Genomic DNA, 12,227 nt, shown 5'->3' with positions numbered 1-12,227 from the left:
GCGCGGCATCCAGGGGCAGTCGCCGCCCTGGTGCGCGCAGCGGAGGATTCCTCGTTGACACACCGCAAGCAGACATCGCGCGGCGCTGGGTCACTTTGCTGCGCGCGCGATGGCGGATGGACCGCGTCAGCGGAGCGCTGTCACACGCGCTTGCGTGCTGCGATCCGCGCCTCGATCGCATCCCAAACGGCCACCGACAGGTCCGGTCCCCCGAGGCGCTGAATCGCCCGGATTCCGGTTGGTGAGGTCACGTTGATCTCGGTGAGATGCCCGTCGATCACGTCGATTCCCACGAGGATCAGGCCCCGCCGCGCGAGTTCCGGTCCGATCGTCGCGCAGATCTCGCGCTCGCGGTCGGTCAGTTCCGAGGCAGAGGCGGCACCGCCGCGGACCATGTTGGAGCGGATGTCGTTCGCCGCCGGGACCCGGTTGACCGCGCCCATGGGGACGCCGTCGACCAGGATGATGCGCTTGTCGCCTTCCGTGACCCGGTCGAGGTAGCGCTGGACGACCCAGGCCTCCCGGAAAGTGGTGGCGAACAGGTCGAACATCGAGCCGAAATTCGGGTCTTTCTCGGTGACCTTGAACACGGCGGCGCCGCCATGCCCGTGCAGCGGCTTCATCGCCACCGTGCCGTGCTCAAGTCGGAAGGCCTCGATCTCCGCCCTGTCGCGGCTGATCAGGGTCGGGGGCATCAGCTCGGGAAAGTCGAGAACGAACAGCTTCTCGGGTGCGTTACGCACTTCGAACGGGTCGTTGACCACGAGCGTCTGCGGGTGGATCCGCTCGAGCATGTGGGTGGCCGTGATGTAGGCCATGTCGAAGGGCGGATCCTGGCGCATCAGCACCACATCGGCCTCGGCGAGGTCGATCCGCTCCGGCGGCGCCAGCGTGAAATGCGCCCCGTCGACATCCTGCACGGTCAGGCGTTCGACCCGCGCGGTCACGCGCCGCCCCTGCATCGAGAGCCGGTCCGGCGTGTAGTAGACGAGGGAATGCCCCCGCCGCTGGGCCTCCAGCAGCAGGGCAAAGGTTGTGTCGCCCGCGATCCGGATATTCTGGATCGGGTCCATCTGAACCGCGACGGTCAGGCTCATACCAAACGCCCCTCGCCAACGGCGGGCATCTCGACCGGATGCGGTCTCAATCGTCGGACAGCGACTTGCTGCCGGTGCGCTTGTCGTAGTCGCCGATCGCCGAGCGGCATTCGGGCGACAGGCGCTTGCGGTTGCGCATCATGCAGCGATCCGCATCCTGACTGTTCGGGTCGACGCCCGCGCAGAGACGGAAATAATCGTTCGCACAGCCGAGCTGCAGACCCTGGTCCTCCCGCTGGGCATAGGCGGGGGCGGCCGTCAGCGCGAGCAGTGCGAGCGCCGCCGTGGCCAACCCGCCGCGGCGAGGGAAGCGCAGTGATCGTTCCGGAACCAGTCGCATTCAGCGGTGTCCTCAATCTCGATCGGGCGGAGAACCGACGCGGCGGCCCCGCCCTCGCCCGTGTCCGGCATATCGGTCGGGCCGGGCGGTAGGCAAGCGCTGGAGGTCGCCGCGGGTTCCGCGCAGGAACGTCGCGGCCACGCTTCACCCCATTGTGGCGCGGAGGTCGCACCGGGCCGCAGCTCAAGCATGAGTGTCCGGTAACAAGAAGGCCCTGTCCGGGGTCGGACAGGGCCTTAAGTCGAAGGGAGGAAACGCCCGCCATGGGCGTGAGAGGCACAGCAATTCGCGCGCCAACTCCCATCGCATACCATTTCCGCGGGCGAACCCTGGAAAGACTCCGTTAACTACGTCGTGCTGGATTGTTTCGGTAGCCCTTGCCGACGCCCTCCGAAGGGCCCGGGCCAGATGCTCGGACCGCCGACAGGAGCCGGAGACCATGACCCTTTTCAAGCCGCAGGAGACCGGTGGACTCCGTTCGTCGCAGAACGCTGCCGATCCGACTCGCAGAGCTGCCCCGACCACGTCCGCCACGCTGATTCCATTTCCCGCCGCGGAGGCGCGGCCGACCTCGCGCGTACCGCGTTCCAGCGAGCGACGCGGCGAGATCCTGCTGTTCCTCGGCGTCCGCTACGAGCGCCTCGCGTCCTGAGGGCGCCACGGCGCATATCGCATATCCCTCCGGCCGCGCGACGCCATCGACGGTTCCCCCATGTCAGTCCCGGATCGCCGGCCGTTCGACCGCACGCGCCTCGCCCTGCGTCTCGCCCCCTTCGGCGCGATGCTGGCGCTCCTCGCCGCCTGCACCCAGAGCGGTGATTTCGGCCGGCCGCGCACAGGCGTCTGGAATGGGCTCATCGACACGACAGGCAGCTTCAGCAGCCGCGATCGCGGGCGTCTGCTGCTTGAGTCTGGCCTCACCGACGACGAGCAGGCCCTGCGCGACCGCGCGTGGCGCTTCGTCGAGCCCGCCAGCAGCTTCGCGGCGTTCCAGGACACGGTGTTCGGCCTCGCCAGCGCCCACGCGCTCCCGCCGACATGGCGCTACGAGGAGGTCGGCGCCTATTACGAGGCTTTGACGGCGGAGCCGTCCCGCTCCCCGGTCTCCCGCTACCGGAAACTCAGTGACGACGCGACCGCCGATGCCCGGCTGATCCCGATCTTCGTGGCGCTGGCCGCTCGCGTCATCGACGCGGATGCCGCACGACTGCGCAGCCTGCCCTTCGCCAAGACCCTCGACGATGCCGCCCTGCGGGATGCCGTACAGCGGGTGGCCGAGAACCGGTGCCTGATCGCCTGGGTGCGCTTCGAGGCCGGCCTGCGGCTAGCCCGCTATCGGTTCGCCCTGGAGCACCTGTTCGCCGCGGCGCCGGCGCCGGAATCGGTCTCGGCCGAGCGCTCCATCATGATGCTGGCCGCGCGCCGCAACCTGCTCGAACCGCTCCTTCCTCCCGATGCCGCGGCGCGATGCGGCCTCGGACCGGTCCTCCCCCCGTTGCCGGTTGCGCAGGCGGGGCCACTGGTGGTCAAGGACTGAGCGGCCGGGGGCGGTCTTCCCGAAACCGCCCTGCGGATATGGTCAGCGCCTGGGATCGCCCAGCATAGTCGGCGCAGCGCCGGTCTCCTTTCGGCTGTTCGGCGCGGCACGCGAACGAATCTATCGAGCCGCATCGGCCATGTAGGACTTCGCCTCGCGTGCCGACATCGCGTCGGATGCGTAGGTGAACGTGCCCCGTTCGAGCACCTCCCGCGCGGCCCGCGCCAGACCGCCGAGCGCCGCCCGCGCAAATGACCCGCCGACGCTGATCCGCTTCACACCGGCGTCCTGCAACTCAGCCACCGTGTGCTGCTGCCCCGATAAGCCCGCGACGACGTTGACTGGGCAGCTCACCGCGGCGCACACGCTCCGAATAGCGTCTAGATCCGGCAGATTCGGTGCGTACAGAACGTGCGCGCCCGCCTTCTCGAACGCCTGCAGACGGCGAATCGTGTCGTCGAGGTCGGGCTTGCCCCACAGGTAGCTCTCGGCGCGCGCAGTCAGCACGAAAGGGGCTGGCGTGCTGCTTCGGCGGCGGCGGCAACACGCTCGACCGCGAGGCCGAAATCGAAGATCGGCGAGGCCGAATCGCCCGTGGCGTCCTCGATCGAGCCGCCGACCAAACCGACCTCCGACGCCCGGATGATCGTCAGCGCGCATGCTTCGGGGGCCGCGCCGAACCCGTCTTCCAGATCGGCCGAGACGGGCAAATGGGTCGCCTCCACGATGGCGCGGGCATTCTCCAGGATCGCGTCGCGAGACAGGGCGGCAGTGGAGTCCCGGCGCCCGATCGAGAAGGCAAAGCCCGCGCTGGTCGTCGCCAGGGCCTCGTAGCCCAAGGCCGTCAGGATACGCGACGAGCCTGCGTCCCACGGGTTCGGCATCACGAAGGCACCGGGCCGCTCGTGTAACGCCAGGAAGGCTTTATGTTTGGCATCCAGGCTGGACATGCGCATCTCCGTCTGAAGGCTGAACCTATCCCGGATCAGCACAAAGAGGGAACAACACGCGCCGGATCCAATCCGCCCTCCTCAGGGGATGCGGTCGTCAACGTCCGAGATCGGCCGACGACACGAGGCCGTTCCGACCTGCCGGCTACCGCCCCGTGCCCTTGCCGGACGCATCCTTGCCCGTCGCCGTGTCGTCCGCAGGCGTGTCGGTGGTGCAGGAGACGGCCTGGACCGCGGCATTGGCGGCGGGGCGCTGGCTCGGTAGGCTGGCGATCACCCGCACCACAACGAACCCGCGCGTGTCGGGCGCGACGATGCGCACGTCGCGGCTCGGGTCGTTCTCGTCGTCATCGGCGAGCGCCTCGTCGTACTGGGCACGGGTGAGGATCACGAGGTCGAGGGCTCCGCGGACCGCCGCCTGATCGGTCACCGCGTAGAAGGCACCCCGGCGGCCATGCGCGGCGAGCGACAGTGACAGGGCCCCAGTGCGGGCCGAAACGCGCATCGGCCCGTCGGCGAGATTGTAGGCGCAGACACCCACCGCCACCGCCGGATCCGGGATCGGCAGCCATGCCTCGGCCGGAGAGGGGTCGTCACCAGTGGCAACCGTGTAGATCGATTGCGGGTGGTCGAGGTTCTCACTGGTGCGGGCACGCGAGACGGCGTCGGTTTCCGACAAGGCGGGGATCGCCAGGACCGCCGCGATGTGGACAATCCCCGCGAGCACCAGGCCGATCAGCGTGGCGTAGACGAAGCGCAGGCTCACGGGGCGCATCCCAGGCGGGTGATGGCCGGCACGGAATTTCGGTCGAGGGCCCCGACGCTGGCGGCGACCGGCGTGTCGTAGAGGCGAAGAGCCAGACGCACGGGGCCGCTCGCCCGTGGGCTCGGGAGCCAGTTCCCCGGCTGAACGTCCGGCGCCAGCATGATCGCGAACCGCCCATCCGCCGCGCGCAGCACCTCCGTGGAGGTGAAGCCTTCGCGCAGGGGCGCGCGGCCGGGTTCGCGCGCGCCACGGCCGGCCACCGTGACGGTCCAGGCGCGGGCGGGCGGCGTCGCGCCGCCGACCCGGTAGGTGCAGGTGGCGTCGAGCGCCTGCCCGGAATCGTCGACCGCCGCCGTGAGCAGCAGGCCTTCCCCGACCGCCAGAGGGATCTCGCCCCGGCGCGCATTGACCGCGCGCGTATAGGGATCGGCGTTCGCGGCGCCGGCCCGCGGCCAAGCCGTCCAGGCCCCGACCTGCACGCCGCCGAACGGATAGCCGCCGCTCGTGGCCCAGTCGGCGCTGGCGAGTCCGAGAAGAGCCCCCAACGCCAGCACGTAGACGGCGAGGCCAGCGATCGAACTCTTGCGCCAGAGGCGCAGGACGAACCGGACCGCGCCGTGGCGTGGGGCTCTGACGGACGCGGAGGACCGGCCGAACGCATCGGGAATCGTGAGCTTCATGCGCTCAGCGAACCTCGGTAAAGCCGCCAACTGGTCGGCCGCCCTCGGCGACCTCGCGCAGCGGGCCGGACGGCGTCGTCACCGCCCGATCGCCCGGCTTTCGGCCGGTCTTCGGCGCGTCTCCGGCGCCGGACCGCGCGCCCGAAGGTGATCCGGGCGAGCGTTCCACCGTCCGGAACAAGCCGTTCAGGCCGCTGATCACCTCGAAGGAGCGGCGCGAGAGCTTGCCGTAGGCGCTGGCGTTGGGGTCCATCGGGGCTGTAGGGCCGCCGGAGGCTTGCTGCTGGGCCGCGCGAGGGCTCTCCTTCAAGCCGGGCAGGCCCTTGATCTCGATGCCCTGGTGGGCCGGCTCCATCACGTCGTGCCAGGTCTGAGCCGGAAGCGAGCCGCCGGTCAGCTTGTTGGTCGAGGTGTGGTCGTCGTTTCCGAACCAGACGGCACCGACATAATTGCCGGTGTAGCCGACGAACCAAGCGTCCCGGTAGGCGTTCGTGGTGCCGGACTTGCCGGCGACCTTCACGCCCTCCAGCTGCGCCCGCTTGCCCGTGCCCTCCTCGACAACCTTGTTAAGCATGAAGTTCATGTCGGCCACGACCTGGGGCGAGAGAACCCGGTCCGGCGGCTCGTCGGCGTGGCGGTAGATCACTTCACCGGACGAGTTCTTCACCTCGATGGCCGCGTAGGGCTTGGCACGGAACCCGCCATTGGCGAACACCGCGTAGCCGGCCGCCTGATCGATGACTGTCACCTCGTCGGAGCCGATCGGCATCGAGACGGTGTCGATCAGGTTCGAGGTGATACCCATCTTGTGGGCGAGTTCGGTGATCTTCGCGCGGCCCGCCTTGGCCGCCCGGGCCTCGTGGGAGATGCCCATGGCCTTGCCCAGCGCGATGGAGATCTTGATCGGGATCGTGTTGATCGACTTCGCCACGGCGAGCCACATCGGCACCCGGCCGGCATAGGAGCGGCCGTAATTCTGCGGGCACCAGTTGCCGATGCAGACCGGGCTGTCGACCACCGCCGTGTCGGGCTTGAACAGACCGGAGGCGAGCGCGGCCGAGTAGACGTAGGGCTTGAACGACGAGCCGGGCTGGCGCAGCGCGTCGGTGGCGCGATTGAACTGGCTTTCGCCGTAGTCGGCGCCGCCCACCATGGCGCGGAGCGCCCCGTCGGGATCGAGGATCACCATGGCGGCCTCGTCGACGTCGTAGGCGTCGCCGGACTTGCGCAGGATGTCCGCCACCACCTCGTCGGCACGTTTCTGGATGGCGAGGTCGAGGGGGGTCTTCACCGTCAGCACGCGGTCGTTGCGCAGCTTCCCGGCATCGGCCATGCCCTTAATCTCGCCGAAGGCCCAGTCGAGGTAGTAGTCGGCGGTGATGTCGCGGGTCCGGGTCACCGGCGTCGCCGGATTGCGCAAAGCCGTCTGGATCTGCCCCTCGGTGACGAATCCCGCCTCCACCATGTTGTGCAGCACGTCGGCCGCCCGGGCGCGGGCCGCCGGCAGGTTGACGTGCGGGGCGTACTTGGTCGGCGCCTTGAACAGGCCCGCCAGCATGGCGGCCTCGGCGAGGCTGATGTCCTTGAGCGGCTTGCCGAAATAGTAATCCGCCGCCGCGACCGCGCCGAAGGTGCCGCCGCCCATATAGGCCCGGTCGAGGTAGAGCTTCAGGATCTCGTTCTTGGTGAGATGGCTCTCGAGCCAGAGCGCCAGGAACGCCTCGTTGACCTTTCTTTCGAGTGAGCGCTCATTCGTCAGAAACAGGTTCTTGGCGAGCTGCTGCGTGATCGAGGAGCCGCCCTGCGTGCCGCCGCCGCCCTTCGAATTGTTGACCAGCGCCCGCAGGGTGCCGATCGGATCGATGCCCCAGTGCTCGTAGAAGCGCCGGTCCTCGGTGGAGACCAGCGCCTTGATCATGATGTCGGGAAAGTCGTCGAGCTTGAGCGAGTCGTCGTGCTTGATGCCGCGCCGCCCGACCTCGGTGCCGTAACGGTCGAGGAAGGTGACGGCGAGGTCCTGCTGCTTCAGCCAGTTCTCGCTGGTCAGCTGGAAGGCGGGCTGCGCCAGGGCCAGCATCAGCACCGCGCCGCCGGTCCCGATGGTGACGCCCTCGCTGGTCAGGTCCAGGGCGACGCGCTTCCAGCCACGCACCGCGAAGCGGCTCATGACACGCTGAAAGCGCTCGTAGGCGTTCCCGGTGGACTGGCCACTGTCATACAGGCTGGCATTGACCCAGGCGTCGAACGCGAGCGCGGCGCGTTCGAGGCGGATCTTGATTTCGGTGAGCGTCGGCAGGCGCACGATGTCGAACCCGGCTTGTCGAGCGCCTCTGCGGCGGATCCTGGCGGCGGATGGTCGAGCGCCCGCGCCGCGGACAGGGAACCTGCGCCGACGCCACCGCGCAGCGCCCGACGTCCATAGCAGGATCCGGACCCGTGTGCGAGGCTCTGCGCAGTCTCGCGAATCGCCGCGGACGAGCTTGGGCATAACGCACGAGAGCGCGATTCGGCCGCATGGGCCCGGCGTCCCGGCGCTCGTGCGGCGGCGGCCACGCTTGCAGCGGTCCTGCGGCTCGGGCAGAGAGGCGCCTCCCCGATCGAGAGACCTTTCCGATGCCCAAGCCCGAGGCGCCGCGCCGCGGGGCGGTCGAGCCATTCTGGCAGACCAAGACGCTCGAAGACATGACCCCGTCCGAATGGGAGAGCCTGTGCGACGGCTGCGGCCGGTGCTGCCTGATGAAGCTCGAAGACGAGGATACCGGTGACGTCCACCACACCGATATCGGCTGCACGCTGCTCGACGGCCTTACCTGCCGGTGCCGCGACTATGTCCGGCGGCAGAAGCGCGTGCCCGATTGCGTGCGCCTGACGCCAGATGCGGTGCGGTCGATCGCGTGGCTGCCGCCGACTTGCGCATACCGGCTCGTGCGCGACGGGAAGCCGCTTTACCCGTGGCACCCGCTGGTCTCCGGACGGGCCGCGAGCGTTCACGAGGCCGGCATCTCGGTTCGTGGCCGGCTCTCGGGCAACGAGGAGGAATTCTCGGACGACGAGTTGCCGGACCGGATCGTGGACTGGCCGGCCCTCGATCCCAGTGCCAGCTGAGACGACAGGCGCGGGACCCCGCCGCGGGAGATCCTTTCGCTCCGGGGCCAGGGTTCCCGCAGACTGTAAGCGGATCCGCGCTTCAGCAAGAACGTCCTAGCCGGTCGCGGCCTGACGGCCCAGCAGCCTGCCGCCCGCCAATCCGTTCGCCGCGATGACGAGGGTGACCGCCGCCGCGTGGATCAGAAGATCCGTGGCGGTGGCGTCGTGCGGGTGGACTGGCATCAGCAGCGCCGCCGCCGCTGCGGCCACCGCAAGCCCGCCGAGGGCGGCCGTGAGGTTCGGTCGCAGCGGGCAGGCGCGTCGCAGCATCACGACGATCAGAACCGACAGCGGGACTGAGACGCAGATCAGGAAGCTGAAGCAGCCTGAGACCGCATGCGCACCGGGTATGTCGGCCCCCGGGGCGATCCATTCGCGCAGGCAGCCCAACCCACTCGCGCCGATCCAGAGGACGAGGGGCGGAAGCGGCAGGAGGGCCCAGCGGCTGGAGCGGCCCGGCACGCTGGTGGCGAAGGCCGCGAAGGCAGCGGCGATCGCCGTCAGCACGGCGCCGATCGCCGCAAAGGCCAGATCCGGCACATGCATGCGCAGCATGAAGCCACCCGTGCCGTTCCAGGCGGCAAGCATCAGCCCAACCCCCAGCGCCGCGCCGAGCCACAGGGCCGCGCGAGCCTCCGGGGCAGGGAGCCGTCGCACAGGTTCGAGCCCTCCCGCGAGCTCCTCGACGAGCCGCTCGTGACGGGACAGGTCGACGCCGGCCCAGTTGCTCCCTTCTCCGGGCATCACTCCCGCTCCTGCGTCAGGCTGGCCCGGAGCGCCTTCAGCGCCCGGTGCAGGTTCACCTTGAGGGCCCCCTTGCTCCGGCCGGTGAGCGCGGCGGTCTCGTCGAGCGACATCTCGCGCAGGCCGAGATGCTCCACCGCCTGCCGCTGTCCGTCGGGCAGGGCCGCCACCGCGCGTGCCAGGGCGGCGGCCCGGTCCCGCGCCTCGAGCCCCTGCCCGGGAGCCGGGCCCGGATCGACTTCAGCCTCGTAGGCCAGGGGATCGTTGACCTCTCTGGGACGCCGCCCGGCGTGCCGCAGCCGGTCGATCGCCCGACGCTGGGTGATGGCGCGCAGCCAGGGCATGAAGGGGCGGGCGGGATCGTAGCTCGCCCGAGCCCGGTGGACCGTCATCAGCGCATCCTGCACGACATCGTCCACCGCTTCGCCGCGCACGCCCTGCGTCCGCGCGATCGCCGAGACCACCGGCAGGCAGGCCTTCAACAGGGCACGATAGGCGGCCGCGTCACCACCCTGCGCTGCCGCCATCAGGGCTGCCAGTTCCTGTTCGAGCGCCATCCGGGCTCCGCCGTCGTTCCGTCCCCCGGCCAGCGCCGTATCTACCCCGCGGTCCGATCCCGACGCCAGGGCCCAGCCGCGCCCGGCCATCCCGCCCGAAACGGCGAGGATCATCGCACGGCCTCCTGGACCGTCCCGGCAGGGGCCGCAGCGAGACGCGCGGCGCCAAGGATGCGCCCGTCAACGGCCTGAAGCAGCAGGGCCGCACTCGCGCCTTCGGGGCGGGTCGACGTGAAGGTCGCGGCCATACCCGACCAGCGTCCGAGATCCTGAAGCGAGCGGACGATGTTGATCTGCTCGATGGTGCGGCCGGCATTCTCGCCGCGCAGCACACGTGTGGTGTGGCTCGGATCGTATCCGATCAGCAGGACGCGTGCGCCGTCCGTCCCGGCGCCGGTGCCGGCCCCGATCTGCGCGACGACGCGCTCGCCGTCGCGGCCCAGCGTCACGGGAATGCCGGGGCCGGTCTCCTGGACCCGGGCGATCGCGGCACGCAGGCCGACCTCGTCGGACCCGACCAGCCCGATTCGCCCGTTGATCACCGCCTGCGGCGTGTAGGTGGGTCCGCCGAAGCGGGCCGCGTAAGCCTCCTGGCGCGTGCTCGCGGCCGGCAGGGCAAAGGGGTCGCGCCAGTTCAGATGGTTCCAATAGGTGACGTGGAACGCGAGCGGCAGGACGTCGCCCCGCTCCCCAGGCGTCTCGCGCGCGAGACGGCCGATCAGCGCCTCCGCGGGAGGGCAGGATGAGCAGCTTTGCGAGGTGAACAATTCGACAACGACAATGCGCTGCGCCGCCGTGGCTGGAAGGAGGCCGGCGCAGAACAAAGCGGCGGCGATCAAGAGGGTAGGGCGCATGGCCGGAACTCCCGCACGCCGGCAGTTCGAATCCAGCGTACCAGCTTCTTCGGCGGGACCACGACGACGGTTACGCCGGCAGCTCGAGTTCGAAGGCGTCAACGTCGCGCAGCAGCGCGACGAAGGCCCGGGCGCCGTGGTCCAATGCCACGCGGCCGGCCTCGGCGGTTCCGAGCCGCGCATCGCCCATGGCGCCGGAGGCCTGGAGGTCGCCAGCCTTCCACGCGAAGGCGGCAGGGCGGCCAGCGCGCAGATGGGTAAAATCGCGGATCATCGCCAGCGTGCGCGGCGGGAAATCGGCAATCCGATCGGTCCGGACGAGATCCGGCCGCAGGGCCAGCATCAGCGCCGTCTCGATACCGCCGGCATGGATGCCGTGCGCGATCTCGTCCGCCGGGAACAGTCCCTCGGGATAGCCGAGCCGCGCCCAGGATGTCGTCACCGCCACCATGTCGAACCGGGCGCGCAGGTCGCCCGCCACGAGATCGATGAGTGCGCTGTTGCCGCCGTGGCTCGTGACGATCACGAGCTTGCGGCAGCCGGCACGGTGAACGGCGGCGCCGATCCCCGTCCAGGCGGCGAGCGCCGTTCCGGTTTCCAGCGAGAGCGTGCCCGGGAAGGAATCGTGCTCGTCGGACTTGCCCACCGGCTGGACCGGCAGCAGCAGCACGTCGAGATCCGTCGGCGCGTGGTCGCGCACCCGGGCGAGATAGCCCTCGGCGATGATCGTGTCGGTGGCGAGCGGCAGATGGGGGCCGTGCTGCTCGATGGCAGCCACCGGCAGCACGGCGATCGCCCGCCCCATGTCGCGGTGGGCCAAGTCTTCAGTGGTCAGCTCGGACCAGAACCGCGCCGTCATTCCTGCCGAGGCCTCCTGCCGGCGCCGCCGATCTGCGGCGGATCCGGGAGGCGATCTAACCGGCTGGTCGCCGCCAAGTCGAATGTCATATCGGCGGCCGAGGCTCAGCCGGCTGAGACCGCGTCAGGCGAACAGGGCGTCGATGTCGTCCTGAGACGGCATGGCATCCACGGTCTGCGGGCCATTCAACATGAGATCCTCGGCCCGGGTTCGCCGGGCGCGCTCGGCCGGGTCCAGCGAGGCCGCATCGCGGGCCTTCACGGCGCTGACGAATCGGTCCAGGCGCTGCTCGAACAGTCTCAGCGACTCCACCACCTTGGCGATCCGCTGGCCGGTGATGTCCTGGAACGCGCAAGCTTCGAAGATCGTGTTGATGCGCTCCTCGACGGCCTCGCGGTAGCCTGTCCCGTCGGGCAGGCCGAGCATCGCCTCGGCGGCTTCCATGATCGTGTTGGTGGCGCCCGCCGTCGCCGTGACGACGCTGCCGAGTTCCTCGTGCGCCATGGGGATCCGGTCGCGGCTCATCTCGTTCGCGCGCAACGCACCGATCTCCTCGCGGAGATGGGCGATGTAATCCGCAATCTCGATCAGCTCGGCGATCACCGTCTGCGGTTCTCGAAACCGCAGATCGGCCTGCCGGGCAGCGGCTGACGACATGCTCTCCTCCTCGGATCTGTGGCCGTCATGTCCGGCCAC

At 69.7% G+C, this 12,227-nt stretch carries 13 protein-coding genes and 1 pseudogene; 3 read left to right on the top strand and 11 right to left on the bottom strand.

All coding sequences use genetic code 11. The annotated features are described in order from the left end of the window. Positions 1-140: 140 nt before the first annotated feature. Together gshB and CIW48_RS10385 are read right to left on the bottom strand one after the other, a co-directional pair. Positions 141-1,097, bottom strand: a complete 957-nt coding sequence (gene gshB / locus CIW48_RS10390) for a glutathione synthase (protein WP_149310723.1) — start codon at positions 1,095-1,097, stop codon at positions 141-143. Between the two features lie 46 nt (positions 1,098-1,143). Continuing rightward, on the bottom strand, positions 1,144-1,437 hold the full coding sequence (locus CIW48_RS10385) for a hypothetical protein (protein WP_149310722.1): 294 nt from the start codon (positions 1,435-1,437) through the stop codon (positions 1,144-1,146). A gap of 439 nt (positions 1,438-1,876) precedes the next feature. On the opposite strand from CIW48_RS10385, the gene CIW48_RS10380 reads away from it, so the two are divergent. Both CIW48_RS10380 and CIW48_RS10375 read left to right on the top strand, forming a co-directional pair. Beyond that, on the top strand, positions 1,877-2,089 hold the full coding sequence (locus CIW48_RS10380) for a hypothetical protein (RefSeq protein WP_149310721.1): 213 nt from the start codon (positions 1,877-1,879) through the stop codon (positions 2,087-2,089). Positions 2,090-2,149: 60 nt separating this feature from the next. Next, the gene (locus CIW48_RS10375) at positions 2,150-2,974 is read left to right on the top strand and encodes a hypothetical protein (RefSeq protein WP_173009239.1); all 825 of its coding nucleotides are present in this window, start codon (positions 2,150-2,152) and stop codon (positions 2,972-2,974) included. A gap of 120 nt (positions 2,975-3,094) precedes the next feature. On the opposite strand, the pseudogene CIW48_RS10370 reads toward CIW48_RS10375, so the two are convergent. The 4 genes and pseudogenes from CIW48_RS10370 to CIW48_RS10355 all read right to left on the bottom strand — a co-directional run bounded on the left by CIW48_RS10370 (position 3,095) and on the right by CIW48_RS10355 (position 7,672). Next, positions 3,095-3,858 (bottom strand): annotated as a pseudogene (locus CIW48_RS10370) (isocitrate lyase/phosphoenolpyruvate mutase family protein). Positions 3,859-4,069: 211 nt separating this feature from the next. Then, a complete protein-coding gene (locus CIW48_RS10365) occupies positions 4,070-4,699 on the bottom strand; it encodes a hypothetical protein (protein ID WP_149310720.1) in 630 nt (209 codons plus the stop codon). Beyond that, entirely contained in the window at positions 4,687-5,370 is a 684-nt protein-coding gene (locus CIW48_RS10360; protein ID WP_149310719.1) for a DUF1214 domain-containing protein, read from the bottom strand. Before CIW48_RS10360 ends, CIW48_RS10365 begins: the two co-directional genes overlap by 13 nt. Before the next feature lie 4 nt (positions 5,371-5,374). Continuing rightward, positions 5,375-7,672: a PBP1A family penicillin-binding protein gene (locus tag CIW48_RS10355; RefSeq protein ID WP_149310718.1), complete on the bottom strand. Its 2,298-nt coding sequence runs from the start codon at positions 7,670-7,672 to the stop codon at positions 5,375-5,377. 311 nt (positions 7,673-7,983) lie between these two features. Here CIW48_RS10355 and CIW48_RS10350 point away from each other — a divergent pair, with 311 nt between their 5' ends. After that, positions 7,984-8,475: a YcgN family cysteine cluster protein gene (locus CIW48_RS10350; RefSeq protein ID WP_149310717.1), complete on the top strand. Its 492-nt coding sequence runs from the start codon at positions 7,984-7,986 to the stop codon at positions 8,473-8,475. A gap of 96 nt (positions 8,476-8,571) precedes the next feature. On the opposite strand, the gene CIW48_RS10345 is transcribed toward CIW48_RS10350, so the two are convergent. The 5 genes from CIW48_RS10345 to CIW48_RS10325 form a co-directional block, all read right to left on the bottom strand. Further along, positions 8,572-9,261, bottom strand: coding sequence for an NrsF family protein (locus CIW48_RS10345; protein ID WP_149310716.1), 690 nt, complete (start codon positions 9,259-9,261; stop codon positions 8,572-8,574). Then, positions 9,261-9,932: a sigma-70 family RNA polymerase sigma factor gene (locus tag CIW48_RS10340; protein ID WP_246695186.1), complete on the bottom strand. Its 672-nt coding sequence runs from the start codon at positions 9,930-9,932 to the stop codon at positions 9,261-9,263. The genes CIW48_RS10345 and CIW48_RS10340 overlap by 1 nt, the downstream gene beginning before the upstream one ends. Beyond that, complete coding sequence (locus CIW48_RS10335; RefSeq protein ID WP_149310715.1) at positions 9,929-10,672, bottom strand: DUF1223 domain-containing protein; 744 nt, start codon at positions 10,670-10,672, stop codon at positions 9,929-9,931. The genes CIW48_RS10340 and CIW48_RS10335 overlap by 4 nt, the downstream gene beginning before the upstream one ends. 70 nt (positions 10,673-10,742) lie before the next feature. Further along, on the bottom strand, positions 10,743-11,531 hold the full coding sequence (locus tag CIW48_RS10330; protein ID WP_149310714.1) for a creatininase family protein: 789 nt from the start codon (positions 11,529-11,531) through the stop codon (positions 10,743-10,745). Positions 11,532-11,654: 123 nt separating this feature from the next. After that, a complete protein-coding gene (locus tag CIW48_RS10325) occupies positions 11,655-12,188 on the bottom strand; it encodes a protein phosphatase CheZ (RefSeq protein WP_149310713.1) in 534 nt (177 codons plus the stop codon). Positions 12,189-12,227 lie beyond the last annotated feature (39 nt).

This window comes from Methylobacterium sp. P1-11, from assembly GCF_008329595.1.
GTDB lineage: Bacteria > Pseudomonadota > Alphaproteobacteria > Rhizobiales > Beijerinckiaceae > Methylobacterium.
The sequence above is the reverse complement of the archived record's forward strand: the minus strand, read 5'-3'. Positions and strand labels throughout refer to the sequence as shown.